We start from the raw sequence: 25,275 nt of genomic DNA, 5'->3' as shown, positions 1-25,275 counted from the left end.
CGGCAGACGCGCCGGCAAAGAAGGCGCTCACGTCGGTGTATGTGGGGTACTGCTGGTCATGGCTGGTCATCGGTACCCCGCCGGCATGTCCGGGGCAATGGGGCGAATGGGTTGGAGTTCCTCGACTTCGGCGGTCCACTCACGGCCCGAGGCGTCCAGGGGTCGCATGTGTGCGACGGTCCTGATCAGGCGATTGCCGATCTTTGACCGGTGTTCCAGCACGAGGCCGACGGTCCCTTTACGCCCGGTTGCCAGGTGGGCAACCTCGCGGCCGATCAGCGGGTGAACGGTGATCTCGGCCAGGTGGTGATCGGGAGCCCAGGTCACGTGTCGGCTCCAGCATCCTCCGGCTGACCGGAGGGCTGCGCGAGACGGGTAACGGGAGCACTCCACCCGTCGCCGCCGCCCTCGGGAACGAGGTGGTGAAGCTCGGTGTCGTTGTCCTCGGGAAGCCCGACGACCACTCCGATTACCTCTCGAAGGGTGTCGAAGGCGAGGTCCCCGCGCTGAGGGCTCCAACCCGCTGCGGCGTCGGCAAGTTCGCGACGGCGTACGCGGTCCTGGTCAGTACGACGCGTAGGTGTCATGTGACAGACCGTAGGAACTGTGGATGGGGTGAAAATTCCCCTGAGGAATACCCGCAGTTCAGCGCAAGGAAATTGGGGGTGCGCGCGTGTTGCGCGGACCCCCAATTGGCCTCCAGGTAAGTCGTGTTCACATGTCGATGTGGAACCGGCTCGCCATCAGCCGTTGTGCCTCACGGGTCGCGGAGCGTTCGGAGTGCAGGATCTTGCGGAGCGTCGCTCGGGCGACCGGGTGGTTCGTGACCAACTCGCGTGCCAGACGCTCTGCTTCGGCCAACTGGGTGAATGCCTTGTCGCGCTGGTTCTCCCACATGTATGCGCGGGCCAGGTCCATGTGATGGTGTCCGCGACGGGAGTTGGGGAGGGTGGCAATCTGCTGGGGGTTGGCCTGTTCGTTGAGATCCAGGGCGTTGACGTGGTCCCCCATCTCAAGCTCCACCGCAATGCCATGGATGGTGACGTTGCCCGCGCTGAAGTTCAGGTTGTAGCGATCGAAGGGCCGTTCGGCCAGGGCGTCCATGCGGCCGGCAGCTTCCTTGGCGTAGCCGATGCGGGTGGCGGTTTCAGCCCGATTCCCGGCTCTGGAGGCGGAGACAGCCGCACGGAGCTGCGCCGCGCCCCACACGCTCAGGGCGAGGGGGTCGCCCGCCTCGTAGACATCCTGAATGCCGAACAGGGACTTGTCTCCCAAGGCCAGGGCGTCGTCGTAGTCGGCAGACGCCCACATGCTGGATACGCGTACACCAGCGGCGACGGTCTGCATTAGCGGATCACCAGAAAGCCGGGCGGCCCACTCGGCTCGTTCGCAGGCCAGGGCAGTCAGCTCCGCATGGCCTAGGGCGCTGGCGGCGGTGTGCGCGAACTTGCACAACACCGCGTACATGGCCCACGCGTCTTCCTGCTCGCTACCGCTGGCGACCTCGGCCAGGGCCCGACTTTCCCGCAGCAGATCAGGAACGGACCTCATGACGGCCGTTGACGCGGCAGCGTCCCGAAGCCGGGACAGGCGCACAGTCTCCTGCCACAGCTCGGCGGCCGGCCGGGGGGTGCCGACGAAAGTGGGGGCCAGGTCGTACCGGCGCAGCTCACGAACAATCAGCAGGGCGGACTCCTGCCAACGGTTCTCGCTCGTCGGGCGATGGTCGTACGGACGGCGGATCAGGTCGTTGGGGTGGCAATGAAGCGCGGCTGCCAGGCGGCTGATCAGCGCGGACCGATCCAGCTCGATGAGTCCCTTCTCCACCTTCGATACCCAGCCCTGGGACTTACCCAGGGCCGAGCCGAGGTCGGCCTGCGTCAGGCCCATCATCAGTCGACGCCGACGAATCCGGCCGCCGATCTCCTCTTGCTCCTCCAGCACGCGGGGCATACTCGTATCCACTCTCCTGGGACGTGAGACCTCACGAAGAGCGTACGGCGCCGGACGCCCCGAGCGATCTGTTCCTGTACCTGCTGTGCTCCAACTCGCCGGTACTGGCGACTGATCCGCAGGGGCGACCCCGAAGTGTTGGCGCGCCGCCCCTTCCACATGGTGGCCGGGGCGGCGAACCTCGTGCAACTGCCAATTCTCACCGAGCCGTGATCGGGAGTTCCTCGTACCCGTCAACGTAGGTGTCCCCGTTGAGGTGTGCAGCGATCTTCCCGACCCCCCGCTCGCACCGATACCGCGCTGCCCTGGCCGTGACCCCTTGCAGGGCTCCAGCCTCATCGTCATGCACGTCGGCGCCGTACCGGAGCAGCAGGGCTTGACGCTCGGCCAGCGAGAGGGGGGCAGTCGCCCAGCCCCGCCGGATATCGGCGAGGTGGGCGAAGAGGATTCCCGCGGACTTCTTGTCGATGCTTCCCTTCGGCATGTCGGCGTCAGGGGCCGTGGGGTTGCGGATGCCGTAAGCGGCCTCTACGTCCCAAACGGCCGGCAGGAGATGTTCGACGAGTCGCCGGTCATAGCCGCTCACCGCTCACCGCTTCCTGCCGCCTGCTGAGCGGCTTCGTACGAGGTGTGGCTGACACGGTGCCGAGCCTCGGTAAGCCAGCGGTCCCGGAGACGCTGGGACACCCAACGGTGCAGCAGGCCGGGTCCGGACTCGGAGAGGATGCGTCGGACGTCGGCGGATCGCTCGGCGCAGACGAGGACGGCTTCCTGGACGGCGTCGTCGTACTCCAGCGTCAGGCCGTAGTCGCGGGCGAAGCCGCGGGCGACCGCCTTGGCCACGCTGTCCACCTGGGGCTCGGCGAGTACAGACCAGTCGGCCGCCATAGCTTCGGCTGATTCGAGGTCGGCGAGATTCAGGGTCATCGGACCACCTCCTTGACCGGCACCTGGCCGTCCTTGGTCACCATGACCATGAGGCCGGGTGCTCCGACCGTGCCGGTGCGATGACGCCACCAGGTCGACTCGGACTCCATGGCCGGGACCTGCGCGAAGGTTCGGGGACCGTCGGTGTCGATCAGTTCGTGGTGGAGGTGGCCGGCAAGCAGCAGATCGGCGGTGTGCATGGCGGATGCCTTGTTGAAGGACTGGCCCTTCCACCATTCGAAGTGTCGGCCAGAGCGCCACTGGTGGCCGTGTGCATGGGCCACGACGGTGCCGGAGCAGTCCACGACGACCGTGAGTTCGTCAGAGTCCGGCACGTAGATCTCTACGTGGGCGAAGTCGTCGCCAGCGAGCGCTAGGGCCTCGTTGACGGAGATCAGGGCCTCGGTGTCGTGGGAGTCGTCGTAGCGGGTCACGCCCTTGCCTCCCGGCCGTACCGCTTCACCATGATTACCGGGTACGGCAACCACCGTGAGGCGGGAGACCAGGGGCGAGAGCTTCACGATGGCGTATGCCATCAGGCGACGGGTGAGGCGGATCTGCTCCGTGAGGGTGAGCGAGGTCCTCCAGGTGTTCGCACCGCCCTGACTCACGAAGCCCTCTACGTGATCGCCGAGCCAGGCCATGTGGACGTGGTCGATGCTGAAGCGCTTGCGGTATTCGGAGAGCAGCACTGCGGCTCGATCGATGCATTCGATCGAGCGGCGGAGCGTCCCTTCGGGCCCGTCGCCGTCAGCCTTGCCGAACTGCATGTCGCCGATCGCGATCACGTAGGACCACTCGCCCTCGGCGCGCTGGGCCAGGCGTACCGGCGGGGTGTAGTTGTCGAAGACGGTGAGCAGCTCGTCGACGCTGGGTCGCTCGGCAACGGCATCCTTGCGCCGGCCAAAGTTGAAGCGTGCGGAGACGCCCGTCTCGCCACCCGGCATCGTCCACTCAGAGGAGCGGAACGCCGTGACCTCCCACTCGGCCGGATCGAGCTGGTGCGCCCGAAGGACGTCGGCCGCAGTTGATTCGGAATCGATGCCCTGGGGGCCACGGACGGTGACCTCTGCGGTGTCTCCGGCCACTTCAATCTGTCGGGTGTAGTCCCGCTCGGGGTCGACCTGGCGGGCCGGGAGGGAGGGGCCGACCGGCTTGGAGAGGAGTTCATCAAGCAGGGTGTCGCTCATGGGCGGTCACCCCTTCCTGGCGCAGGCGGCGCCGGTAGGTGCGGATGGTTGATGCGGACACCTGATGCCCGTGTCGGTCGAGAGTCCAGACGAGGTCCTCGGCCGCCGTGTCCTGGAGGAGGTGGCGCTCGAAGGCTGCACGTTCGCGGCCGTCTAGGGCTTCCCAGATCGCCATCAGGCGGGGACCAGGGGAGCCCGGCAAAGGGCTGCTCATGCCGCCCCCTGGTCAAGCTGCTCGACGGCTGCCGTTGCCAGGGCGGCCACCTGGATGAGTCCGGCGCGGGCGGTCGCGGAGTCCGCTGTGGCGATGGCCGCATTGAGTACGGCCAGGAGCTCGGCGTCCCAGCCGGGGTGGTCGGCCAGCGAGCGGGCGAAGGCGATCTCGGCCCAGCGGTCGGCTTCGCGGCGGTAGTGCAGGCGGGCCCGATCGGGCCGGAATCCTCCGCCCAGCGGGCGGTCCTCTTCTGGCAGCGACTTACGCTCGGCCCGTACCTCGGCCAGCACGGCCGTGGTTGGGTCCGCTCTCCGCGGCTGCCGCTTCACGGTGGGCTTCTCGGTCACTTGGACTTCTCCTTCTCGTAGAGGTCGTAGAGGGCCTGGGCGCCGCCGGCCTTGTAGGTCTCGGTGACGTCCCCGGCCCGCAGGCGTACGGAGGCAGCGGTACGGAGGCCTCGGCTCACCTTGGCGGCCATGCGCGCCCCGCCCTCGTCAGGGTCGGGCCAGTGCCAGACGCGGGAGAATCCAGCGAGCATCCGACGGTGTCGACCGAAGAACATCTCGGCGCCGGGGGCGCCTGCGGCGTGGAAGCCAACTTTCCGCAGGATGATCCGATCGAGTTCGCCCTCGCTGAGGTGGATCTCGTCTCCGGCCTGGTGAATGGAGTCGACTCCGTAGATGCGGGGCGGATCGCCGGGCATCGTGTTGTACTTCCCGTGGCCCAAGGCGCGGTGGTCGTGCTCTTCGAGGCAGCGGAAGCGGACGGTCAGGGTGTGTCCGTCGTGCCCGAGGTAGGGAATCGCCAGCATTCCGCGGTAGCGGCCGTGGCCGGGGAGAGGATCAGCGACGACGCCAAGCCGGAACGTAGCCACCTCCTCCTCGCCGATCCCTCGCTCGGCCAGGTAGCGGGCGGCGTCCGCCGTAAGAGCTGCCTGATAGGCGTTCGTTGCCTCCTCCAGCATCGTCCGCTGGGAGGCCGAGAGAGGCCGCAAGGGTTCGCGCTCCGACAAAGGTGGTGCTCTCCTTCTGCATGATCAAGTTGTACGAATCGCCGCCGTGGCCGCAGCTGTGGCACTTCCAGAGGCCCTTGTCCTCGTCCACGGAGCACGAAGGAGTTCGATCCTCGTGCAGCGGGCAGGCGACCATGCCGGTCCGGGTCATCGAGACCCCGTAGTGCTCCAGGACTGCGACCAGGTCGGGCTTCGGCCGGTCGTCCTCGTGCTCTTGCCGGCCGATGTCGCGAAGTCTCATGCGACCCTCCGTCCACGAAAGTAGGCGTCCTGCTTGTCCCATCCGAGGTCGTCGAGCCCCTCGGGTTCGGACTCGGTCAGCAGGTCGGAGAACTCCCTCGCCAGACGCCGGTGCTCGGCCATCTCCTCGAACTGCCTCACCGGTCGACCTCACGTGAGAGGCCGAAATACTCGGACACCGTGGTGAGGACGTATGCGTCGCGCCAGCTCGCACCACGGCGGCGGACGACGGCCACGGCGTCAACGCCGGAAGGGTCCAGCCCACGATGGCGGGCGTAGTTGTCCCGCTCGCGCACGGCCTCGCGGACGAACGTACTGGGCTCGAAGACTGCGTTCTTCGCCTCGATGATGAGGGGGCGCCCACCTGGTCGCCGGACGATGTGATCGCCCTCGTCGTCCTTGCCAGTGAGTCGGAGGCGCTCGATGTCGAAGCCCGCCGCTCGTAGCTGGTCGCGGAGCTCCGACTCCCAGTCGGCTCCGCGCCGCTTGTTTCGGCGGTTCCGCGCCGTTACATCAGTCAACTCTTACATTCCTCACTGCTTCAGAGCGTCGAGCGGCGACCACTGGCGCGGGGCGAGCGCGGAGAAGCGGGTGATGTCGGGGTGGCAGCGCAGGGTGGCGTACCGCCGGGCTGTGGGATCGGATGGCCCCATGCGCTGCTTGATCACGGCTATCCGGTATTCGAGGCTCGACGGGTCCAGCGCCACGGAGAGTGAGAGCTCGGGCTTCTCGCTCAGGCCGCCCTTGACTTGATCTCGGGACGGCGGAGCCCACGGATCAGACTTTGCCTCCCACGACTTGTCGCTTGCGTGATGCAGCACGATCACGGTTGCGCCAGTTGCTCGGGCCAGCTCCGTCAAGCCCGACATCACGGCCATCTGCTCGGTGTAGTCGGACTCCGAGTTTTCGAAGTCCATGAGGTTGTCGAACACCAGAACTTCGGGATACGCGTCCCAGAGTTCGATGTATGCCTCCAGCTCCTCATCCACGGCCTTCCACGCGATCGGGCTCCCGAAGGAGAACGTGATGCGCGAGCCTGCTAGGGCGGACAGGTACTCCTGGCGGTGCCGGCCGCCTGCCGCCATGCCTGCCTCGACCATCTCGGTCGTGTCGCCGGTAGCCATGCTCGCCAGACGGGAAGAGGCGGTGAAGGCAGACATGTCCGCCGAGAAGTACAGGGTGGGAAGGTTCATCTGGGCGACCCAGTAGAGAGCCAGGCCGGACTTCTGGGTTCCCGACCGGCCCGCGATCATGATGACCTCGCCCTGTCGGGGGCGGCAGCCGATGTTGTAGAGGGCCTCGAACGCGGCGATCCGGGGAAGTTCGCGGCCCGCTTCAGCGTGGAGGGTCAAGGACCGTCCAGGGGTGAGCACTTGATCGGCTCCAATCGTGAAGGGGGAGGGGGCGACGTCGAGGCCGCCCCCTCCTGTTGGCCGATCTGTCAGTCGAACGTGGGCGCTGCGGTCACCGCGGCCTCTACGGCCTTGTCGCGCTGCTCGGCGTACGCGATGACCTGGGTCCGGATGGCCGAATCGTTGACCTGGCGCCAGACCCAAGCGGGATTGGCGCCGGGCTTCGTCGGCGGGATCTGAGCGACGGTGACAAGCACGGCGCTGCCGACCATCGTTTCCAGGTCACGAGCGAGGACGGTCTGTTCGATCCGCATCCCCTGCGAGACCTCGGGGGTCAGCGACGAGAGCTGCTCCGGGGTCCGGAAGATCGATACGGTGCAAAGGGCGCTGTCCTTCGGGCCGTTGGGCGTCGGGCGCTGTCGGTCCCACGCCGAGACCTCAACGAGGATGGCGACGGCATCGACGGCCTCCTTCGGCTTGAACCAACCGCCGGCCTGGGTCGGGATGTTCTTCAGGTTCAGGGTCACTAGTGCTGATCTCCACTCTTTCGGTGAACGGGGTAGGGGGTGTGGGGGAGGCGTCGGGGCTTCAAGGGCCCGGCGGCGAGGACGACGGCGACAGCCGCGCCGAGCAGTCGACGGCCCATCACGACGCCTGAAGTGCTCGGCCGCGCGCCTTCCAGGCGTCCATGACAACCGGCTCCGCGAAGGCGGCCTGATTGGCCGCCCAGAGGCGGCGCAGCTCATCAGCGGTCTGGCAGGAGGCGATCTGCTCCAGAACGGCGGAGGCCGGGCTGCCGGTGGGGCTACCCTGCGGCGCGCTGGGCGTCGGTGCAGATGCCTGCGGGACGACGTGGGCACCCAGGCCGGAGGTGATGGCCTCCGCGCTTCTGGCGAGCTGGCTGACCTCGACGAGGATCTCGTGGAGAGTAAGAGAAGTTACACTCTTACTTTCAAGTCCAAAGAAGGAGCCGAGCCCCTCGCGAAGGCCGCTGGCGGTGCCGCTGAAGGCGACGTGCGGGGCGGTCTGCCCTTCCCCGCATGGGACTTTGATGGTGATCGACAGGGCCTCTTCGGGCATCGCTGTTCCCCTCGTGTGGCGACCGGGCCTCCCCGGTGTGTAGTTACACTCTATCAAACGTTCCGCTGGGCTGGACTCCCGAACGCGGCGAGCGCCCCCCGAGTTGCGCGCATCCGTCGGATGTCACGTGCGAGCAGCGCGGCCTCCCATCCGATCCGCAGGTTCGCCCAGTACAGGGTGCACTGCGCCTCCCCTGCGGGCAGGTGAATGATCACGCCCCAGTCCCGGCTTACCTCGGCTGCTTCGGCGTAGGCGGTCGCGGCCTCGTTGGCCGGCACGGAGGTCTTCCGCCACGCGGCCAGAGCCTTCTTATCGCGTCCGTCCACGGGGAAGCGGGTGTGGTCGTAGCGCTCGCCATGGGCGTACACGGCGAGCTGGCTGGCCATTTTGAGGCCGCCGTACTGGACCGATCCCGTCTTCAGGTCTCCGATCAGGAGACCATTGAAGTGCCGGCCGTCAGGCCCTGGGCCCGAGTAGCGCAGCAGGCGATCGAAGGTTCCGCCGACGCCGAGCTCGTCCACGACGACGAACTGCTCGATGGCCACGGTGTCGAAGCCGACCATCGCCATCTTGTACGCGGCCATGTCGGCCAGGTCGCGGTTGGATGTGCCGAGAGGAAGGGGCTCCCCGCGGTCGACGGCCTCGGAGAGCGTGTGCAGGTGGGTTCCGTGCTCGCGCTTGCTATTTGCTCCAGCGAGGCTCACGGCCCGCTCGGCAAGCTCGTCCAGCACCGCCTTGTCTTCCCGGCTCTCGCAGTTCAACTCTTTCACTCGCGCCACGAGAGCTGGGTCGCGGGACGCACCCACGAGGGTCATGCGGGACTTCCAGGCGGTCAGGGCGGCCTTGTCTTCGATGCAGTCGATGTACGTCGTCGTCCTCGTCAGGGGCTTGGGCGCCCCGCCGGCTTTGGGCACGACAAGAGGGCGTCCCCACCCGTCCCGAGGGACAGCGGGGGCCGGAAGGTCGGTCAGAGTCAGAGGCAAATTGGGCTCCCAGTGGCTATGCGGCGGTCTGTAGGTAGAGACGTACGGAATCGTCCGCGAGCAGGGTCGGCTCGCATTCATCCTGGTCAAGCAGTCCGAGGCCGCGCTGCTTGGCGACCTGGAGGATGCGGCGCAGGTGGTCCGGGGCGTGATCAGGGCTGACCGTGATGTGGCAGTCCGTCTGGTCCTCGGTGACGTGCAGGGCGACGCCCGGCAAGTACAAGACCTCGGCTCGCCTGATCGGCTCGGCTTCACACATGGAGACCGCCCCCTGGCCATGCATCATCCGACGGCTCCTCTCCCCGTGCCGGCGCTTCCCCGCGCCAGCGGTCGAACGTTCGTGCGAGCCTAGATCCTGCCCGCAGGGCTACCCTCTGGTCAACCCTTGCAAACCGTACTGGACCCAGGGCTTCCGGTCGGAGTGATTTAGACCCCTTTTCGGGAATTGCAATAACCTTTCATTTCGCCACGCGAAATGAGGCGGGTCTCGTTTCGCGTGATGAAACGAGGGGCGATGTGGGCCCGTTTCGCCACGCGAAATAACGAGATGAGCCCTTCACGGGACGCATAAAGTGGTGGATACACCTAATCAAGTAAAGGATCAACATGCGAGCGATTGTGATGACTCAGGCGGGCGGCCCGGAGGTGCTGCGGCAGATGGAGGTGCCAGACCCGAGAGCCATCGCAGGCCACCACGTGGTGACCGTCTCGCGGTCCGGCGTCAACTACGCAGACATCCACGTGCGGCAGGGGGACTACCTGGCGCAGGTCGAGTACCCGATCATCCCGGGCAATGAGGTCATGGGGACCCTGCCCGATGGGCGCCGCGTCGTGGGCCTGTGCCAGGGGGGCGGGTATGCAGAGAAGGCGGTGGTGCGCCGCCTGCTGACCTGGGAAGTCCCGGACGACATCAGCGACGAGCAGGCCGTCGCGCTCACCCTCCAGGGCCAGTCCGCCTGGCACCTGCTGCACTCGGTGATCAGGATCACAAAGGGAGATTCGGTCCTGGTGCCGGCCGCCGCCGGAGGTGTCGGCTCCCTCGCGGTTCAGCTCGCCAAGCTCGCCGGAGCCCGCGTCATCGCTCTGGCCGGAGGGCGGGACAAGGTGGAGCTCGTCCGCGGGCTGGGGGCCGACGTCGTCCTCGATTCCTCAGTGGACGGGGACCTCGCCGCCCGAATCCTCGAAGCCAACGAGGGCCCTGTGAGTGCCGCGCTGGAGATGACGGGAGGCTCGGTCTTCGACTCAACTCTCGCTGCCCTCGCCCCTCGTGGCCGCATGGTCGTTTACGGATGCGTGTCCGGGGACCGCCGCTCACCGTCGATCACGGAGCTCATGCAGAAGTCGCAGTCGGTATCAGGGTTTTGGCTTCCGAACCTGTACGGCGTTCGATACGCGCTGCGAGATTCTATGGCTGCCTTGTTCGAGGCCACGGCGCGCGGAGATCTGCGGCCTGTCATAGGCCCCTGCTACAACAGTGGTGAGGCGGCAAGGGCGCACGCGGACCTTGAGGCCCGACTGACGACAGGTAAGGTAACGATCAAGCAAACCCGGCAGTAACATCGATCTCTAAGCCCGCGCTCCGCAAAGGCGCAGGCTTGGGATCACAGGTATTCGTGGCGTCGCCGGGGAAGGCGGCGCTGCGTTTTGTTCAGGGGAAGTAATGACCACGGCCAAGGGCACGGCGCACGGCAAGCGAGTATTTCTAGTCCAGCGAGCTTTCGCTGACCTCGACGGTGACTGTCACGGACCTGCGGCTATTGCCAAGGCGACAGGCCTCGATCGGGCAACCGTTTACCGGGTCCTTCAAGATGGACTTGCGGACAGAAATTTCGCCCAGGTGAAGGAAAACGGTCGCCAGCTCTACCGCCTTGGCCCCGGCGCGTTTCGGCTCTCGATGCAGGCGCTTGCACAGACCCCGGACGAGGAGATGACGCATGCCGTCCTCGACAAGCTCCAGCGGTCTACGGGAGGGCTGGTCGCCTACTACGCGGTTGTTGGAACCCGACGCATCTGCACGGACTACGCCATCGGCGACTTCGACCCGAAGTCCATCGGCATCGACCCGTTTGAGCTGGTGAAGTACAGTCGCTCGCTCCGTACGGGAGCCAGCGGGAGGGTGATTCTCGCGCACATGCCGGCGCCGTTCCAGGAGCGGGTTCTTGCCGAGCAGGTGCCGGAGGGGGTCGGCCCTGGCGTCATCCGTGACAACGAGCTGCTCGTCGACTCGCTCAGGGACATCATCGACTCCGGCTTCGCCATCGGGCGGCAGGAATGCATGAGCGGCTGGGACTCCGTAGCCGTTCCCGTGATGTGGGACGAGACGATTCAGGGATCGCTCCTGCTGTGGATTCCTGCGCTGGAGATGCCTGAGGATACGAGCGGGCTGGTGGCCGCGACTCTCATGGCTGGGGACATGCTGAGTCGAATCGCCTCGGCTCCGCCCAACGCCTCTGCTGCATAAAGTCAGCGGGCCACCCCAGTGCTTCCGGGGGTGGCCCGCTGACTTCGTCTACGACGCGGAGCCTCCGCTGCTTTTCTTGCGGGGCTTCGCGGGGTCTCCCGGGAGAATCTCTCGGACAATGTCGGTGTCAGAAGTTTCCCGAGGAACCCAGAAGAAGCCGTCTTCGGTCGTGGGGTCGTAGTAAATGACCGCATTCGCCTGGATTAGATTCTGCTTCCAGGCGTCCAACCGGCTCGCGTCGTTCTCCGAGAGAGGCGGCAGATTCTGATCGCCCTTCTCAAGTGCGCGGCGCCTCGCCTCGAAGCGGAGCATCACCAGGTCGTAGTGCCATCGATGCCCCTCCTCTACCTGCCAGGGGATCAGGTCGTCGTTTCGGGTAATGCGAAGCGGCAGGCCAGCACGGTTCCTGTAGACCGCCCAATATCCGGGGTCCGTATCGACTCGGTACTTCTGCTTGTACTTCGCTACCATCCAGGCATAAGACTTGCCCTCTTTGAGCCAACGCTTTGCCTCGTCATGGTTCACGACTTTGCTCGCACGGCCCATGTGTCCACCCTTCCCTGGCCTGGCGGTCCTCCTCTGAGTGCCCGGCCGTTGTTGTGGCAGCAGGCACGGCTCTACAGTGGCATGTAATAGTTGGACGAGTCAAGACGAACAAGGAGACGTAAGGGTTGTGCTGATCGAGGTAGAAGTTTGCGACGTCTGTCGACGGCTCGGCGTCCCGGTCACTAGTTACACCATTACGGAGACTGAGAGTGGCCGCTCGGTCGTCACGGTGCGGTGCGGTGAGCATGCCGCGCCCTTCGAGGAAGTGCTCGGCCAACCGGTTGAGGCGGTAGCCGCCGCCGAGACGCCGAAGCCCCGGCAGGCCAAGAAGGCGGCGACCGGCCGGCAGCCCAGAGGCCAGCGGGCGGAGCGCCAGGTCATGACGCGAGAGCAGATCGACGCCGCGAAAGCTGCGGGCAAGGCGTAAACACCGGAAGGCCCCCACCAGCCGAAGCTGGCGGGGGCCGTGATCATTAATTGACGCTGTCCGATTCAGCCGGGGCGACTACGCCAAGGGCGGTCATGATCTGCACGATCACCGCTACCTCGGGACTGTCCGCGTAGACGATGGCCGCGACACTCACCGCGACACCGATCGCGGCCAGGATCGCCCCGGCGCGAGTCCGGTACCGGACGGGCAGCAGACTGACGAGACCGAGGGGCCTGGAGCCCGGCTTCAGAATCTTGCTCATCAGCGGCCTGCCGGAGCCATCAGGCGGGACCAAGTGGACGGGCCCGGGTATCCGTCCGCATCAGAACCACTCCAGCCCTGCGCCCGCTGGAACACAGCGGTGGCTGCGCGATCAACCTCGGTGAAGCGCGGTCCGGGGCCCTCCTTGTAGAAGCGGCCAAAGCCGTGGGCCACCAGGCGCTGACCGAGCACGGTCACGGCAGGGTGGGACTTGCCCAGGACAAACGCGCTGCGGCCCGGGAACGGAGTGCTGTTCCCGCCGTCGCCACCAGTGCCGCTGACGGGCATGCCAGCCTGCACCCAGGCGTAGAGCCGCGGGCCGGGGCACTCGGTGGCGAACCCGTCCTTGTGGCCCTTCTTGGCCAGAGTCCGGCCGGTACGCCGGCACGCCTCCTCGTACAGGGCGCGGGCCGAGCGCAGGGCCGCCACCGAGGGGGACTGGTCGCCGCCGATGGCGATCTGGACACCGAAGCCGCTCACGTTGTGTCCGGGGCAGTGGGCGCCCTGGAGGGTCCAGCCGCGACCCTCGTAGACGACGCCGCTCTGGTCGATGACAAAGGAATAGCCGACTCCCGCCCACCCCTGGGCGCGGTGAGTCCGCTCGATCGCCTGCGGAACCGCGTTGCCGGTCCGGGTGACGGGGTCACCGCCGTCGTAGTGGATGAAGAACTCGGTGCGCTCACTCAGCGGCACGGTGTCGGGGGTGCCGTTCCACGGCTTTGCACCCCAGGTCGAACGGGAGACGATGTTGATGCTCAGGATTTGCTCCTTGGTCATGACGAAGGCCCCGTCCGGAGTTCCGGCGGGGCCTGGTAGCGATGTGGGTCAGTTGGCTTCGGTGAGGTGTCGATCGAGGCGCCCAGCTACGGCCAGGCGCTCAACACGTTCGTGGGCGATCTCGCGCCGCAGGGATGAGAGCTCTTCGGCGTGATGTTCCTGGCCGTCGAGGACCCGGTCGAGACCCCGGATGACGCGATCTACGTCATCGCGGAGGTTCGTGGTGTGGTCGTTGGAGACCTGCTCGCGGGCCTCCTGGGCGTGGTCGCGCACCTCGGCGAGTGCGGCACCTTGGCGGCGAACGAGCTCGACAAGGACACCGACCAACGCCACCAGGACGGCCCCGGCTGCCGAGATCAGGGCGGCCTGAGCCGTAGGCGCGAGGGCTATGGTCACGGGGCCTCCGCGAGCCGGCCTTCGAGGGCGGCGAGCCGCTGCTCCAGAGAGGTGATGCGCCGGGACTGGTCCTGAACCACGGGCAGCAGAGCAACGCCGAGCAGGTCGTACCGGAGGGCGTCGATCTGCCCCTCCTCGTTGTACGTGACGATCTCGGGGAGGGTCCGTGCGACCTCCTCGGCGATCAGGCCGTACTCGTTCTTGCGAGCATCAGGCTTGTCCTCGGTGGGCTTCCGGTCGTAGATCCGTGGCCGCAGTGCAAGGACACCCTCGGGGCGGATCTCGATGTCCCGGACGTTCTCCTTGTAGCGGATGGAGCTCGTATTGCGGCAGAAGGTGCCGTCGCCCTCGACCCAAACCGCGTACCAAGTGCCTGAGCCGCTGGCCGAGTTGTTGTGGGGCTGTTTGGAGCCGTTGGCCCAGGAGATCGTGCCGCCTGAGTCCAGGTACTGACCGTGCCAGTGGTCTGTCGGCGGGAACTGGCCGGGCTTGCCTGAGATGTCGTTCCATCCGTGGGAGTGCCCGGAAGGGGGGAACGTGGTCGGTTTGCCGGAGACGGCTGCCCAGTCGTGTTGGTGCGTCGCAGGGGGGTATGAGCTCGGCTTTCCTGTGACCTCGTCCCAGTCGTGATCGTGGCCCGCCGGAGGGAAGGTGCTCGGCTTGCTTGTGACGGACGTCCAGGAGTGCGCATGTGTGTCGGGCGGGAAGGTGGTCGGCTTGCCGGTGACTTCGCCCCAGGGGTGGGTGTGGGGTCCCGGGGGAAGGGTCGCCGGGGCGTCGCTGATGTCCGCCCACTTGTGCCCGTGCGGGCTCGGGGAGAAGTTGCTGGGCTTGCCGGTCAGGCTGGACCAGGAGATCGGCGGGATCAACGAGGTCCAGGCGGAGCCGGACCAGTACTCGAAGGCGTCGGTGCTGGTGTTGAGGCCGACCTTGCCCAGGCGCGGTGACGTCGGGCGGGTGGAGGTCGTCCAGACGCCGACGGAGCCACCAACGAACCGGCGATCAGGAGCGATGGCTGCTGCGGCAATGGTTGTGACACCGGCGCCGACGGTCACGGTCGCGAGTGGTAGCTCGTAGATGCCGGTGTCGGTTTGGGTGAGTGTGGGAGCTGCCGCGCCGGCCGTTCCCTGAAGGACCGCGAGCACGATGGAGTTGGCTGCCGGGTCGAGGCGAAGGATGATGCGATCGGTGCGGGTCGTCGCCCCGGCCGCCGCGATGGGCAGGGCCTCGGTCGCGGTCGAGAGGACGGCGTGTCCGCGTAGGACGGCGAAGCCGCCCGTCACCTTGACGGTCATGGCGGTGCCGTCGGCGCTGGTGAAGAAGTTGGAGGCGGACGCCGAGGCTGCGATACCGGAGTCGGCGAACTCGCGGAAAAGCATGCCGAATTGGGATTCGGAAACTGCCTGTCCATCGAAGGGGTATGAGGTGATGGCCAAGGGTTCTGGGTTGTCCTTAGTGGTGAGGGATGGGGCCGGGCCTGCCGGACTACGCTGATGTGCCCTGGCTCTCGAAGGCGACCTTGCGCCACGGGGTCCATCCGCCGCTGTCGGCCCCAGTGCGGAGCCACTCCTCGACAGTGGTCGGGCTGAGGCGTAGCCACTGTTGGGAGGCGAAGGTGCTGCCGGACGGGCGGATGGTGCGGAGTACCCCGAACCGTCCTCCTGCGCCGAACTCCCACCCTCCATCGGTGGCCTGGTCGGAGTTCATGGTGAGAGTGGAGACCCCTGCGGGGTAGGTGCTGGGCAGCGCGGCTTGGGCCACGCCCGCAGGCGGAAGGATCGTGTCAAAGGCGCCCTGTCGCCAGGCGCTCCAGCCTGTGGACCTGTTGCCGCCCCGGTGCCACTCTTCATGCGTCGTGGTCGCGGCGTGTACGCGGCTCCAGGTCTGGGAGGCGTCCCCGTTGGCGTCCTTGATGGTGCGGAGGAAGCCGTACTTCCCGCCGAAGTCCCAGCCTCCGGCCGTTGCTTCGGCTGCGGTGAGGTAGAGGACAGACGCGCCGTTCGGGTAGTCGGGCGGTGGCGCGACCTGGGTGAAGCCTGCTGGGCTCAGCTCCCGGGGGCCGGGAGGTACGGGCTCCGCCGTGCGTTCGAGGGAGGAGATGCGGGAGTCTGCGGTCTGAGCTTGCCGGGCGGCAGCTGCATTGCGGTCCAGGGGCACAGGGTCGCCGAGGAGAGCTCCGGCCTGGAAGCCGCCATCACCGGCTTTGATGATCATGCCCGTGACGGGTGCGGTCAGTTCCCGTCCGCCTGCGATCACGGTGACGCGGTCGCCGAGGCCCCAGTCGATGCCCATCTCCATTGTCGAGTCCTCGACCGGGACGGCCTGCACGGCGGTGCCCGTGAACCCGGACTCGGCCAGTACCTCCTTGCCGGCCTGGGCGAGTTCGGCAGCATCGTTGGTATTGCGCTGGTCGACGAAGCGTTCGATGCGTCGGCCCCAGGCGGATTCAGCAGCGATCGAGGTTGCATCTTCGACGGGCAGGAGGGTTCGGGCTTCCTGCTCGCCCTGGCCGGCGACGATGACCCGCGTGGCGCCGGGGGTGGAGACGGCCACTCGCTGACCGGCAAGCGTGCCTGCCGCAACGTCCAGACGGACTTCGCGGGTACGGTCTGCCGTCGCCGTGGTCTCGAATACCAGATGAGAACCGCGCTGCACGATTCTGAAGGCGAGGCTAGCCGGGGCGGCGATCTCGGAGAGGAGTTCACCGAGGGGCGGAAAGCGCGCCGACTTCGTGGTGACACTTCCGCGGGCGAGGTTCACCCCCATGGTTAGCGACAGCCGTCGTCGGGCGGGTGGCGCACTGGGTCCGACGTTGGCGGCGACGTAGGCGTGCATCAGGGATTCCGCGGGCCCGGTGCGGGTGTCGTGCCCGACCTTTTGCTTGGAAACGTCCGGGTTGGAGGGCTCGGGCCAGGCCAGCATGTCGGAAAGGATCAGACTGTCGGTGACGCCGCTGAAGACGATGGACCCGCGTCGGTCCTCGGGCGTGGCGGCGTGCTCGTAGGCTGTCATGGGGCCCGAGGCCAGGACGTCGGCGGGGCCGGTGATGATCAGGCCCGATCCGGGGGTCAGCAGTACGTCGGCGAGTTCGTGTTCTGTGGGCAGGGTGAGGGTCCAGGACCCGACGTTGTTATGGGTGATCTCCAGGCTGAGGGTCAGGTCCTCAGGGCGGATCAGGCCGACACGGGTCAGGTCGGCGCGGCGGACTTCAACGGTCAGGTCGGACAGCTTCAGTTAGATCACCATCCATCTTCGGGGCCGCCAAGAGCAGGTGACACGGGATGCGGTGGTGGCGTCGAGGAGACTGACACCAGCGCTGGAGATGCCGGGTGGAAGAGTCCAGAAGCGGGGTGCCGTGTCCAGGAGGGCGTACCTGTTCGCGCCCTTGGCGTCCTTGACGGTTCCCGCACGGGTATCGATGATCAGGCGCTCGTCCGCAGCGAGGATTCCGGTCCATCGGAGAACCTCGCCGCGCGGGGAGACGAGGGTGAGGTTCTTGCCTGGCCCGACGATCTCCCAGGTCGGGTAGGCGTCCACGTCACCGGGGTTGTCCACGCTGATCTCGCCGATGGCCTGGCTGGAGGCGACTGGCAGAGAGGCCAGGCTTGAGAGAAACGGCCTGGCGGAATCAGCGCCGATCCGCTCCGTCGAGATGACGGAGGAGTGGAGGTACGGATCGGGGGCGCGCAGGGTGATGGTGGTCTGCACGTCCAGGCCGCCGGCATACGGGTAGTCGCCGCCACCGACACGGACGACAAGGGTGGACCACCGCACGCCCTCCTCGTCGATGACGACCAGGCGGCAGGGGCCGGACAGCATGCGGGCCAGCCGCGAGACGAGCTGCTGGAGGTGCGCTCGGTCCCTGCCGACGATGTCGAGAGGGAGGTCCATCTCTCTGGGCAGGACGCGTTGGCCCCGGTAGCGGGCGCCGTCTCCCGCGCCCTCCAGCCACTGGGCAGCGACGGGAGGCAGACCCAAGCCGGTCATGCCGGCCAGGGCCTGTATCCCGCTGCCTGTCTGTTCGCCTTCGTCGAGACGCAGGGTGTCAACGTCGTTCTCCAGTACCAGCGTCACCAGCCCACCATCCGAGCTCGGCTAGCCGCGGCGAACAGGTCCTCCTGCGAGGAGAGGCTGTTGCCGGGTGCCGCGTAGTAGTTGAGGATCTTCGTTGTGCCGCTGGTTGCAGGGGGTGCCGCCAGGGCGCGGCCGACGGCAGCGGACAGGCCGCGCACCGCACTGGGGCGGGTGACCGTCCCTGTGTCGACCAGGTCGTCCACCGCGCGGGCGACTCGGGGCCGCTCGGCGGCGATGCCCTGGGCGAGACCTTGTCCGATGTATCCGCCCAGCGTGGCGAAGACCCTGCTGGGGGAGTGGATGCCGAGGGCCTTCTTGATCGCATCGACCATGGCGTCCGCGATCTTCAGCATCTGCTTCTCGATGTCCTGCTGCTTGACCTCCAGTCCCTTGACGATGCCTTCGGCGACCGCGATGCCGTTGGCGTACATGGCATCGGAGGCGGTCTTACCGGCCTGCTTGGCGTACTTGGCGAGCTGGGCCTGAAGGGCGTTGATCTTGGCAATGCCGTCCTTGCCGGCCGCAGCAATCGACTCCGCCGCAGTGAGCCCGGCCTCGGGCCCAGCCGTGGCGATCTGGTCGATCGCGGTCTGGGACAGGCCCTTGGCCTTGAGCACGGCGAGTGCCTTGGCGAACCGCTTCGCCTGATCGACCGCCTGCGTCAGGTTGGTGACGATCCCGCCGAAGGAGCCGTCCTTCGCCTTGGTGACGTCGCCCGTGTCGATGATCCGGTCGACGACGCGGCCCGCGTAGTCCTGGGCTTGCTTGCGGAGCTGGACGAGCTTGTCGCGCGCCGCCTCCAGTCGCTTCGAACCCGCCTCCCACTGGGCGGCGAGTTTCAGTAGCTGGGTACGGTCGCGGGCGATGCGGTCACGCAAGCCCTGCGAGGCGTCCTTCGGGATCTGCGAGGTGAGGTTCTGGAGAGAGTCCTTCACCTTGCCGTACTGGGATTCCAAGCCCTTGATCAGGCCCTTGATGATGATCTGGCCCGCCTCGTAGAGAAGGATCTTGTCCTTCTTCGGGGGGCCCTTCCAGTCCTTGAACTTCGAGGTCAGGCCGCCGAGGGTGTCCTTGACCGAGCCGAACATGGACTTGATGCCGTCGATCAGGCCGCCGATCAGCTTCTTGCCCGCGTCGATCAGAGCCGATCCGATCCCGCTCAGCACCGACTTGGCCTTGCCCGGAAGCTCGCTGACCGTGCGTACGACCGTGAGCGTGCCGTCCTTGACGGCGTCCTTGATGCCGTCCCAGGCTCGGGAGCAGAGGGTCTTGATGCCGTTCCAGGCGTCGTCCCACAGGGACTTCAGGCCTGACATGGCGGAGCTGCCAAGGGACTTGAGGGTGTCCAGGAAGGAGTTCCACAGGCCCTTGATCCCGCTCCAGATGGAGGACGCCTTGCTCTTGATCGCGTTCCAGGCGTCGTCCCAGAGGGTTCGCAGTCCGGACATCGCGGATCGGCCGAGCGAGCCGAGGAGGTCGAGGAATCCGTTCCACAGGCCCTTGATCCCGTTCCAGATGGACGAGCTGAGGGACTTGATGCCGGTCCAGGAGCCTTCCCACAGGCCCTTGAAGAGGCCGAGGATCTTCTTGCCGACGCCGAGGATGCCGATGTTGATGAGGATCAGGAACGCGCCCTTGATCCATTCCCAGATGCCGGATACGAAGGACTTGATGCCGTTCCAGACGCGTTCCCAGTCGCCTGTGAAGATGCCGGCGAAGATGTCCCAGACGCCTTTGATCATCTTGAGGGCGCCTTCGAAGACCATCGCCACGCCGTTGATCGCCTGTGTCAGGGCGTCTCCCAGCAGCTTTGCGATGAAGACGATGGCCGGAGCCAGGATCGGCATCAGAAAGTCGACGACAGCGGTCAGGACCTCAAGGAGGGGCGTGACCGCTTCGGCCACCCGTGCCAGGGCGTCGGCGAGGGGTGGCAGGACCGCCGCGACGATCTCGGTGATGACCGGGATCAGCGGCTTGATCACCGCTTCGAGGAGCTGGAGGGCTACCTCAATCAGCGGGCTCAGCGCGGCGGCGACCGTCTGGAGGGCGGCCGAGACGACGGGGATGATCGGGGCCAGGCCCTCAGCCATCGCCGAGATGATGGGCTGGAGCCCTTCGGCCAGCTGAACGACCAGGGGTGCGACCGCCTGGACGGCGGCGGTCAGCAGCGTGCCTAGCAGGTTGACGATCGGGATGATCGCGGGGGCCAGGGCCGTGAAGGCTGTGGCCAGTGGCGTGATAACCGCAGCTACTAGCGGGCCGAGCATCGCGGCGAAGGCCCCGACGACCTGCATGAGAGCGCCGAGCGCTTGGCCGACGGGGGCCATGGCCGGCGCGAGGTCGGCAACGGCAGAGCCGATGCCGTTGAACATCGCGCGGATGCCGTCGGTGACTGCGGGCTGAGCGAGCGCCGATGCGATGGCGTTCAGCGCCGTGCCGATGATCCCGCCAACCTGCGGCAGAATCGTTTCTGCAAGCTGGGCGAACTCCGCGAAGAGGTTCTTGACCGCCGGACCCGAGGTCGAGGCGATCTGGCTCATCGCCTCGTGGGCGGCACGGAAGACGCCGGTCAGACCCTCCTGAAAGCCCGCACTGTCCACAGTGCTGTGGATGCGCTCCAGGGTGCCGGCGAGCATGCCAAGCGAGGAGCCGCCAGCAGCCTCGGCCGCACGGGCGATTCCGGCGAGGATGCCGCCCGTGTTGTAGAGGACCGAGCCCAGATCCTTCAGGGACTGGATGCCCTGGTCGATCTCGGCCTTGAGCCCGTTCTCGCCCTTCCGTTGAAGGAAGCCGTCGAACTTCTCCGAGATGGAGACGAACCAGGTGGCCAGCTGGGGGAGGTAGCTGGTGCCGACCTTGCCGAGGGTGGCGATGATCGACGCGAAGGTATCCGTGCCCTGGGTCGCGTTGGCGATGGACTGGGACAAGTCCCGGAACATCTGGTCCAAGGCCGGGGAGAGCGAGGTGCCGAGGTTCGTGGCGAGGCTGCCGAAGAAGCCGCCCAGGGCGGTGGCAGTGTCGGCGACGCCTGTCCGAAACCTCGGGAGCAGGTCGTCGACCATTGCCCTGATGGGCTGTTCGGCCTGCGCCCAGAAGTTCGTACTGATCGTGTCCTGGAGGCCGGCGAGGGCGCTCTTGACCTCCGGGATGACCTTGTTGAAGTCCTTGAAGGCGGCGATCGTTATGCCAAGGCCGACCACCATGCCGCCGAGCAGGCCAGGCAGGAGCAGGCCGGCATAGCCGATTTGTGCGAGCGATGCGGACAGGGCGGCCAGGTTGGAGGCCGCGGAGAGACCCCAAGCCGCGAGGCCGGAGATCGCGACGGCAAGCGATCCGATGATCGGTACGTTCTTGTCGAGGTTCTTCAGCGTGTTGCCGAGCTTTTCGAAGATCGAGTTGATCACTCGGGCGCCGCTGAGCGCGGCGAGCGCGGTGCCGACGCGGGCCACCGCGCCGTTGTCCAGCTCGGGAAGGATGGGCACCGTACGAGGGCGGGTCAGCACCTGGAGACGGGCCGAGACCGCAGCGCCGGCCCCGTTGGCGATGTCCAGCTCGACCATGACCTTCAGCGGCGAGACGTCGCTCGCCCAGTCGTTCAGCTTGCGCTTTACGTGGTCGGCAGACTGCTGGTCGAGATCGAGCTCAACCTTCCCCGTGGCCTTCAGGTCGTTGACCTTGAAGTCGATCTTCTGGGAGTTGGCACGGTGCTGGAGCTCGCGCGCGGCGTTCCGTATGGCTGTTGCCATGCCGTCCGTGGATATCGTGGTGTAGAAGCGGATCTTGCGCGCGTCCGACTGCCGGTTCCGTGAGTTGATCTTCCGGAGCTCTTCGATGAACGCCTTCGAGGCTCCGGACATGTCGATCTTCGTGCCGACCTTGAGCTTGTCGAGCTGCTGTTCAATGGTTTCGAGCTGCCGCTCGGCCTGTCGACGGAAGCCGTCGGTGTCGGGGAGGACCCGGATGGCCACGCGGCCGATCACCTGCCCTGCGGGCATCGGTCACCTCCCTTGGAACTGGGCGTAGAGCTGGGCAACGGTGACCGCCGGTCGCTGCTGGGGCTGTGGTGTGGTCGCCTTGGGGCGCGGGTATTCGGGCAGCTTGGGGGCCTTGCCCTTCGCCCACTGGCCGGTCGCCCTCGTGTTGGCGTTGAGTGCGTCGAAGAGATCGGCCACCAGGTGGCGGTCCTGGCCCCAGCCGAGGAACTCCCGTCCGCCTGCGGCGAGCGCGACCGTGAGGGAGGTGTCGGGAAGCCTCCGCGCGAGAAGAAGGACGAGAGCGGGGGAGGGGCCTCGGCCCGCGATGACGTCGGCGAGGTCAACGCCGTAGTGCAGCCGCAGGTCGGGGTACAGGCCCTCCCCGTAGTCGTCGATCAGGCGGCAGAGGCCGAGGCTTCCCCCAGCTGGGTGCTCCGGCCGTAGGCGTCGAAGATCTCGGCAAGGAGCGCGAGGTCACCCGAAACGGCCTCAAGGAGCGCGTCCGCGCTCGTCGGGCGCTCGGCAACGAGACGGATGGCCTCGGAGAGCAGGAGCTCCTGGTCCGCATCCTCGGCGCTCATGCGGTCCTGGAGCTTGGCCAGCTGGTCGCGCCGCTCCTTCGGGAGGCGAAGGGGGTTGAGTAGACGGACGGTCTCGGCGCCGAGGTCGATGTCGGTGGAGCCGTATCGGGCCTCTGCGGCGGTGCGGATGTCGTCGAGGGAGTACGAAGCCATGGGGGAGGACCTCCGAGGTAGGGGTGCTGGAATTGATGAGGAAGGGGGGATCAGGCGATGCCGGCGGCCCAGGCCGTGCCGATCCACTTCACCTTGGAGCCGTCGCCGAGCACGACGTGCTGGCCGGTGGTCCAAGCGGTCGCGGGCGAGGCAGTGACGCCGGTCAGCGCGGCGAACTTGGCCGGGGCGCTGGCTCCGGACGGCGTGAAGCTGCCGGGAGTGCCTGCGGTGGCGCCCGTGGCGATGGTTCCGCCGAGCGGGGTCACGGCGTACGTCCACGAGTTGCTTCCGTGGACCATGGGCTTCACCCCGAGGGGCAGGCCGGCCAGGCTCTCCGTGTCCGCGATAGACATGTCGTCAGCCCTGTAAATCTCCGACTTCGGCGCATAGAAGGCGAAGTGGTTCTCGCCATCGACGAAGACGGCGAGGAACGCGGCCTGGGTGGGGACAGGCTCGGCCGGCACACCAACGGAGCCATCCAGCAGGATTGGGGCGTTGGCGCCGAAGTACAGCTTCAGGGCTGGGGTGTCGAACTGCTGGAGCGTAAAGGTCATCTGCTCCGTGCGCTGGCTGTACTTCGTCCGAAGGGACTTGTTCTGGAGGGTGCCTATGGTGGTGGCCTCGCCGCCCTCGGAGGTGAGACCGAAGAGGTCTTCCAAAGAGGTGTGGCCGACGGCAGACCACGGTGAGGTGGGAACGAGCAGGTTGTCCGGCATCGGCGTTCCGACGGGGGCGGTGAGGTAGTTGCCGGTGCCGACGACAAGGGTCGCCGAGTCGTTGATGGGCAAAGAGCGGATCCTTCTTGCGGGCGCACGCGAAAGCCCGGCCTGCCGGGGAGCGGGCCGGGCTGGTGCCGGGGGTGGTCAGAGGGGGAAGGGGCGGGCGCGCGGCTTCCGGATCGTGATGTCGAAGATGGACTCGTATCGCCACACCCCGGTGGGGAGGTCGGCGTACTGGACGGGGCCGGTGGCCGTGGCCCAGTCGGAGGCGCGGCGTCCGGCGGAGTTCATCTCGACGCGGGTGAGGTGACCGCGACCGGGCACGACGACGTTGTTGAGCCAGGCGTCGCGCAGGACGACGCGTGTCGCCTCCGACAAGATCGCGGCGTCCTGGTCGCCGTCGGGGTCTTCGGCGAAGCAGTTGACGACGACCCGGGCAGAGTCGGTGAAGCGCGTGTCGCCGTCCCACGCTCCGAAGCTCGGGTCGCGGCGGACCAGGACGAGCGGAAAGCGCTGGTTGCGGTTGATCAGGGATTGGACGCGGATACCGGGGAGGCCCTCGCGGAGGACGGCAAGGAGGAGGTCCTCAACCGGGCTGAGCTCTGCCAGGGCCTTGATGGTCGGGGGGATGCCGGCCACTAGTCGACCTTCACCTTGCCCTTCCGCTTCTTCGGCAGGTGCGCGGCCGTGGCCAGGACGTAGAGGCCGTCCATGGGCGGGACGGCGTCGAGGTAGTCGTTGCCGTCCTTGTCCGTGCGGACGACAACGCTGGCCTGGCGGCCGTACTCGATGCTCAGCGCGGCTTGCTGGCCACGCTCGTCGGAAAGCACGACGAAGCGGTCTACTCTGCCCTCGTCGATATCGATCCGGGCGTGACCGTCTGCACGGTGCTGGACGAGCAACTCCTCCGCGCGAACGGCGATCTCAAAGGTGCGGACGTCGAGCTCCGCCTGAACGGCTTCGTTGAGGGCGAGGATTTTGGTCAGCTTCCGGCCGCCCACGCTCTTGTAGACCTTCGCCATCAGGGCCGCTCCCGAATGTCGATGCTCCAGTGCCGGGCGCGGCGGTCTCCGTGGTGGTAGGCCGGAGGCGAGACGATGTCCCACTGGCGGCCCGCGTACTCCACGCGGGACCAGAGGGTGACGTCGTCAAGGTGCGGGTCGACGATGAGCCTCACCACGTTGATCTGCTGCTGGCCGGGCACTTCGGCTCGGGCCGAGCGCTGCGGGATGGCAGCGACCCGCACCTGATGGGGGCCGTCCGCATCCGCGACCACGACCTCGTTTCCGCGGTTGTCGGTGATGGTGGTCGTCTTCCAGATGCGGGCGGGTTGGCCGCGGCGACGTTGGATGCTCGTGGCGCCTCCCTTGTGGGCTCTCCCGTTCAAGTGGCCGGAGTAGCCTGCGAGGTTCGTCGTTCAGAAGGGTGTCCAAGGATGTCAGACCAGCACGAGATAGCCGACTTGATGCCGCTTTCGGTGGCCTACATCGGGTACGCCCGAGCGGTCATCAGGCTCCGGCTGGCAGTAGAGGGTGCACGTCCAGAAGAGGACGGGATCGTCGTCCTGGCCACAGCAACGGAGGCGCTGTTCTGGGCTTGCGCGGTGGCAGAAAACCTCGACCACGACGACCCGACGTACGACCAGGCTGACAAGTACGGGAAGTCCGTCGTGCAAGGCGCGCGTTGGGCTCGTAACCAGGCCACACATCAGCTGGCCTTCGTAGTCGCTGACGCGGGGGGTAACGGACTGAGCCGCGTGGTTTGGCGCCCCGTGGATCAGCTGCCCGAGGAGCGGCAGGAACGAGCGGCACAGCGGAAGCAGTACAGAGCGAACCTTGAAGGAAAGCCGATCTTGGACACGTTCGCCACTATCAGCGGGTTCTTCGCAAGCGAGCAACTGCGTGTCGGGTCACTTCTTCAACGAGCTACCGGCAGCGAGTCGATCTGAAGTC

At 66.9% G+C, this 25,275-nt stretch carries 33 protein-coding genes; 4 read left to right on the top strand and 29 right to left on the bottom strand.

Annotation, left to right across the window (positions count from 1 at the left end; translation table 11 throughout):
- Window positions 1-66: 66 nt before the first annotated feature.
- From ACIA8F_RS23665 to ACIA8F_RS23595, 15 genes are all read right to left on the bottom strand, one after another.
- Complete coding sequence (locus ACIA8F_RS23665; protein WP_399381536.1) at window positions 67-327, bottom strand: hypothetical protein; 261 nt, start codon at window positions 325-327, stop codon at window positions 67-69.
- Window positions 328-714: 387 nt separating this feature from the next.
- A complete protein-coding gene (locus tag ACIA8F_RS23660; RefSeq protein ID WP_399381612.1) occupies window positions 715-1,944 on the bottom strand; it encodes a helix-turn-helix domain-containing protein in 1,230 nt (409 codons plus the stop codon).
- A 208-nt stretch (window positions 1,945-2,152) separates the two neighbouring features.
- A complete protein-coding gene (locus ACIA8F_RS23655; RefSeq protein ID WP_399381535.1) occupies window positions 2,153-2,539 on the bottom strand; it encodes a hypothetical protein in 387 nt (128 codons plus the stop codon).
- A complete protein-coding gene (locus ACIA8F_RS23650; protein WP_399381534.1) occupies window positions 2,536-2,880 on the bottom strand; it encodes a hypothetical protein in 345 nt (114 codons plus the stop codon). The genes ACIA8F_RS23655 and ACIA8F_RS23650 overlap by 4 nt, the downstream gene beginning before the upstream one ends.
- Window positions 2,877-4,070 (bottom strand): hypothetical protein, encoded by a 1,194-nt coding sequence (locus ACIA8F_RS23645; RefSeq protein WP_399381532.1) that lies wholly within the window; start codon window positions 4,068-4,070, stop codon window positions 2,877-2,879. Before ACIA8F_RS23645 ends, ACIA8F_RS23650 begins: the two co-directional genes overlap by 4 nt.
- Before the next feature lie 210 nt (window positions 4,071-4,280).
- Window positions 4,281-4,631 carry a hypothetical protein gene (locus tag ACIA8F_RS23640; RefSeq protein WP_399381530.1) on the bottom strand — a complete coding sequence of 117 codons (351 nt, stop codon included), beginning with the start codon at window positions 4,629-4,631 and terminating at the stop codon, window positions 4,281-4,283.
- Window positions 4,628-5,245, bottom strand: a complete 618-nt coding sequence (locus tag ACIA8F_RS23635; RefSeq protein WP_399381610.1) for a topoisomerase — start codon at window positions 5,243-5,245, stop codon at window positions 4,628-4,630. Before ACIA8F_RS23635 ends, ACIA8F_RS23640 begins: the two co-directional genes overlap by 4 nt.
- Window positions 5,127-5,432 carry a CHC2 zinc finger domain-containing protein gene (locus ACIA8F_RS23630; protein ID WP_399381609.1) on the bottom strand — a complete coding sequence of 102 codons (306 nt, stop codon included), beginning with the start codon at window positions 5,430-5,432 and terminating at the stop codon, window positions 5,127-5,129. Before ACIA8F_RS23630 ends, ACIA8F_RS23635 begins: the two co-directional genes overlap by 119 nt.
- Window positions 5,433-5,533: 101 nt before the next feature.
- Window positions 5,534-5,677, bottom strand: a complete 144-nt coding sequence (locus ACIA8F_RS23625; protein ID WP_399381527.1) for a hypothetical protein — start codon at window positions 5,675-5,677, stop codon at window positions 5,534-5,536.
- Window positions 5,674-6,057, bottom strand: coding sequence for a hypothetical protein (locus tag ACIA8F_RS23620; RefSeq protein WP_399381525.1), 384 nt, complete (start codon window positions 6,055-6,057; stop codon window positions 5,674-5,676). Before ACIA8F_RS23620 ends, ACIA8F_RS23625 begins: the two co-directional genes overlap by 4 nt.
- Window positions 6,058-6,069: 12 nt before the next feature.
- Window positions 6,070-6,888, bottom strand: a complete 819-nt coding sequence (locus ACIA8F_RS23615) for an AAA family ATPase (protein WP_399381523.1) — start codon at window positions 6,886-6,888, stop codon at window positions 6,070-6,072.
- Window positions 6,889-6,977: 89 nt separating this feature from the next.
- Entirely contained in the window at window positions 6,978-7,415 is a 438-nt protein-coding gene (locus tag ACIA8F_RS23610) for a hypothetical protein (protein WP_399381521.1), read from the bottom strand.
- Between the two features lie 118 nt (window positions 7,416-7,533).
- Window positions 7,534-7,968 carry a hypothetical protein gene (locus ACIA8F_RS23605; protein WP_399381519.1) on the bottom strand — a complete coding sequence of 145 codons (435 nt, stop codon included), beginning with the start codon at window positions 7,966-7,968 and terminating at the stop codon, window positions 7,534-7,536.
- Between the two features lie 53 nt (window positions 7,969-8,021).
- Window positions 8,022-8,882, bottom strand: a complete 861-nt coding sequence (locus tag ACIA8F_RS23600) for a hypothetical protein (RefSeq protein WP_399381517.1) — start codon at window positions 8,880-8,882, stop codon at window positions 8,022-8,024.
- Between the two features lie 85 nt (window positions 8,883-8,967).
- Window positions 8,968-9,237, bottom strand: coding sequence for a hypothetical protein (locus ACIA8F_RS23595; protein WP_399381516.1), 270 nt, complete (start codon window positions 9,235-9,237; stop codon window positions 8,968-8,970).
- Between the two features lie 320 nt (window positions 9,238-9,557).
- Here ACIA8F_RS23595 and ACIA8F_RS23590 point away from each other — a divergent pair, with 320 nt between their 5' ends.
- Together ACIA8F_RS23590 and ACIA8F_RS23585 are read left to right on the top strand one after the other, a co-directional pair.
- On the top strand, window positions 9,558-10,508 hold the full coding sequence (locus ACIA8F_RS23590; RefSeq protein ID WP_399381514.1) for a zinc-binding alcohol dehydrogenase family protein: 951 nt from the start codon (window positions 9,558-9,560) through the stop codon (window positions 10,506-10,508).
- A gap of 103 nt (window positions 10,509-10,611) precedes the next feature.
- Window positions 10,612-11,412 carry an IclR family transcriptional regulator gene (locus ACIA8F_RS23585; RefSeq protein WP_399381513.1) on the top strand — a complete coding sequence of 267 codons (801 nt, stop codon included), beginning with the start codon at window positions 10,612-10,614 and terminating at the stop codon, window positions 11,410-11,412.
- A 48-nt stretch (window positions 11,413-11,460) separates the two neighbouring features.
- Here the strand turns inward: ACIA8F_RS23585 and ACIA8F_RS23580 are convergent, their stop codons facing one another.
- Window positions 11,461-11,958 carry a hypothetical protein gene (locus tag ACIA8F_RS23580; protein ID WP_399381511.1) on the bottom strand — a complete coding sequence of 166 codons (498 nt, stop codon included), beginning with the start codon at window positions 11,956-11,958 and terminating at the stop codon, window positions 11,461-11,463.
- A 127-nt stretch (window positions 11,959-12,085) separates the two neighbouring features.
- On the opposite strand from ACIA8F_RS23580, the gene ACIA8F_RS23575 reads away from it, so the two are divergent.
- On the top strand, window positions 12,086-12,385 hold the full coding sequence (locus ACIA8F_RS23575; protein ID WP_399381510.1) for a hypothetical protein: 300 nt from the start codon (window positions 12,086-12,088) through the stop codon (window positions 12,383-12,385).
- Between the two features lie 46 nt (window positions 12,386-12,431).
- On the opposite strand, the gene ACIA8F_RS23570 is transcribed toward ACIA8F_RS23575, so the two are convergent.
- The 13 genes from ACIA8F_RS23570 to ACIA8F_RS23510 form a co-directional block, all read right to left on the bottom strand.
- Entirely contained in the window at window positions 12,432-12,650 is a 219-nt protein-coding gene (locus tag ACIA8F_RS23570) for a hypothetical protein (RefSeq protein ID WP_399381509.1), read from the bottom strand.
- Window positions 12,650-13,426 carry a peptidoglycan-binding protein gene (locus ACIA8F_RS23565; RefSeq protein WP_399381508.1) on the bottom strand — a complete coding sequence of 259 codons (777 nt, stop codon included), beginning with the start codon at window positions 13,424-13,426 and terminating at the stop codon, window positions 12,650-12,652. Before ACIA8F_RS23565 ends, ACIA8F_RS23570 begins: the two co-directional genes overlap by 1 nt.
- Before the next feature lie 48 nt (window positions 13,427-13,474).
- A complete protein-coding gene (locus ACIA8F_RS23560; RefSeq protein ID WP_399381506.1) occupies window positions 13,475-13,822 on the bottom strand; it encodes a DUF2746 domain-containing protein in 348 nt (115 codons plus the stop codon).
- Entirely contained in the window at window positions 13,819-15,201 is a 1,383-nt protein-coding gene (locus ACIA8F_RS23555) for a tail fiber domain-containing protein (protein ID WP_399381504.1), read from the bottom strand. Before ACIA8F_RS23555 ends, ACIA8F_RS23560 begins: the two co-directional genes overlap by 4 nt.
- Window positions 15,202-15,307: 106 nt before the next feature.
- Window positions 15,308-16,969 carry a siphovirus ReqiPepy6 Gp37-like family protein gene (locus tag ACIA8F_RS23550; RefSeq protein ID WP_399381606.1) on the bottom strand — a complete coding sequence of 554 codons (1,662 nt, stop codon included), beginning with the start codon at window positions 16,967-16,969 and terminating at the stop codon, window positions 15,308-15,310.
- An 87-nt stretch (window positions 16,970-17,056) separates the two neighbouring features.
- The gene (locus ACIA8F_RS23545; protein WP_399381502.1) at window positions 17,057-17,896 is read right to left on the bottom strand and encodes a phage tail family protein; all 840 of its coding nucleotides are present in this window, start codon (window positions 17,894-17,896) and stop codon (window positions 17,057-17,059) included.
- Window positions 17,893-21,891, bottom strand: a complete 3,999-nt coding sequence (locus ACIA8F_RS23540) for a hypothetical protein (RefSeq protein ID WP_399381500.1) — start codon at window positions 21,889-21,891, stop codon at window positions 17,893-17,895. The genes ACIA8F_RS23545 and ACIA8F_RS23540 overlap by 4 nt, the downstream gene beginning before the upstream one ends.
- 3 nt (window positions 21,892-21,894) lie before the next feature.
- Complete coding sequence (locus tag ACIA8F_RS23535; protein WP_254382783.1) at window positions 21,895-22,068, bottom strand: hypothetical protein; 174 nt, start codon at window positions 22,066-22,068, stop codon at window positions 21,895-21,897.
- A gap of 197 nt (window positions 22,069-22,265) precedes the next feature.
- Window positions 22,266-22,604, bottom strand: a complete 339-nt coding sequence (locus tag ACIA8F_RS23530; RefSeq protein ID WP_243333656.1) for a phage tail assembly protein — start codon at window positions 22,602-22,604, stop codon at window positions 22,266-22,268.
- A gap of 50 nt (window positions 22,605-22,654) precedes the next feature.
- Complete coding sequence (locus tag ACIA8F_RS23525) at window positions 22,655-23,392, bottom strand: hypothetical protein (RefSeq protein ID WP_399381497.1); 738 nt, start codon at window positions 23,390-23,392, stop codon at window positions 22,655-22,657.
- 75 nt (window positions 23,393-23,467) lie between these two features.
- Window positions 23,468-23,962 (bottom strand): hypothetical protein, encoded by a 495-nt coding sequence (locus ACIA8F_RS23520; protein ID WP_399381495.1) that lies wholly within the window; start codon window positions 23,960-23,962, stop codon window positions 23,468-23,470.
- On the bottom strand, window positions 23,962-24,345 hold the full coding sequence (locus ACIA8F_RS23515) for a DUF5403 family protein (protein WP_399381493.1): 384 nt from the start codon (window positions 24,343-24,345) through the stop codon (window positions 23,962-23,964). The genes ACIA8F_RS23520 and ACIA8F_RS23515 overlap by 1 nt, the downstream gene beginning before the upstream one ends.
- Window positions 24,345-24,710 (bottom strand): phage head-tail adapter protein, encoded by a 366-nt coding sequence (locus tag ACIA8F_RS23510; protein WP_399381492.1) that lies wholly within the window; start codon window positions 24,708-24,710, stop codon window positions 24,345-24,347. Before ACIA8F_RS23510 ends, ACIA8F_RS23515 begins: the two co-directional genes overlap by 1 nt.
- A gap of 48 nt (window positions 24,711-24,758) precedes the next feature.
- Between ACIA8F_RS23510 and ACIA8F_RS23505 the strand changes: the two genes are divergently transcribed.
- Window positions 24,759-25,271 (top strand): hypothetical protein, encoded by a 513-nt coding sequence (locus tag ACIA8F_RS23505; protein ID WP_399381490.1) that lies wholly within the window; start codon window positions 24,759-24,761, stop codon window positions 25,269-25,271.
- The last annotated feature ends 4 nt before the right edge of the window (window positions 25,272-25,275 follow it).

Source organism: Streptomyces sp. NPDC051563, from assembly GCF_044454225.1.
Taxonomy (GTDB): Bacteria; Actinomycetota; Actinomycetes; order Streptomycetales; family Streptomycetaceae; genus Streptomyces.
Note: the sequence above shows the minus strand (reverse complement) of the source record. Positions and strands in the feature narration are given on the sequence as shown.

What these genes read in the sequence shown, in the direction of transcription:
- ACIA8F_RS23650 (WP_399381534.1), bottom strand. Translation starts at nt 2,880, where the DNA reads ATGACCCTGAATCTCGCCGACCTCGAATCAGCCGAAGCTATGGCGGCC.
- ACIA8F_RS23645 (WP_399381532.1), bottom strand. Translation starts at nt 4,070, where the DNA reads ATGAGCGACACCCTGCTTGATGAACTCCTCTCCAAGCCGGTCGGCCCC.
- ACIA8F_RS23630 (WP_399381609.1), bottom strand. Translation starts at nt 5,432, where the DNA reads ATGGTCGCCTGCCCGCTGCACGAGGATCGAACTCCTTCGTGCTCCGTG.
- ACIA8F_RS23605 (WP_399381519.1), bottom strand. Translation starts at nt 7,968, where the DNA reads ATGCCCGAAGAGGCCCTGTCGATCACCATCAAAGTCCCATGCGGGGAA.
- ACIA8F_RS23595 (WP_399381516.1), bottom strand. Translation starts at nt 9,237, where the DNA reads ATGATGCATGGCCAGGGGGCGGTCTCCATGTGTGAAGCCGAGCCGATC.
- ACIA8F_RS23590 (WP_399381514.1), top strand. Translation starts at nt 9,558, where the DNA reads ATGCGAGCGATTGTGATGACTCAGGCGGGCGGCCCGGAGGTGCTGCGG.
- ACIA8F_RS23585 (WP_399381513.1), top strand. Translation starts at nt 10,612, where the DNA reads ATGACCACGGCCAAGGGCACGGCGCACGGCAAGCGAGTATTTCTAGTC.
- ACIA8F_RS23580 (WP_399381511.1), bottom strand. Translation starts at nt 11,958, where the DNA reads ATGGGCCGTGCGAGCAAAGTCGTGAACCATGACGAGGCAAAGCGTTGG.
- ACIA8F_RS23570 (WP_399381509.1), bottom strand. Translation starts at nt 12,650, where the DNA reads ATGAGCAAGATTCTGAAGCCGGGCTCCAGGCCCCTCGGTCTCGTCAGT.
- ACIA8F_RS23565 (WP_399381508.1), bottom strand. Translation starts at nt 13,426, where the DNA reads ATGACCAAGGAGCAAATCCTGAGCATCAACATCGTCTCCCGTTCGACC.
- ACIA8F_RS23555 (WP_399381504.1), bottom strand. Translation starts at nt 15,201, where the DNA reads ATGCTTTTCCGCGAGTTCGCCGACTCCGGTATCGCAGCCTCGGCGTCC.
- ACIA8F_RS23540 (WP_399381500.1), bottom strand. Translation starts at nt 21,891, where the DNA reads ATGCCCGCAGGGCAGGTGATCGGCCGCGTGGCCATCCGGGTCCTCCCC.
- ACIA8F_RS23530 (WP_243333656.1), bottom strand. Translation starts at nt 22,604, where the DNA reads ATGGCTTCGTACTCCCTCGACGACATCCGCACCGCCGCAGAGGCCCGA.
- ACIA8F_RS23515 (WP_399381493.1), bottom strand. Translation starts at nt 24,345, where the DNA reads ATGGCGAAGGTCTACAAGAGCGTGGGCGGCCGGAAGCTGACCAAAATC.
- ACIA8F_RS23505 (WP_399381490.1), top strand. Translation starts at nt 24,759, where the DNA reads ATGTCAGACCAGCACGAGATAGCCGACTTGATGCCGCTTTCGGTGGCC.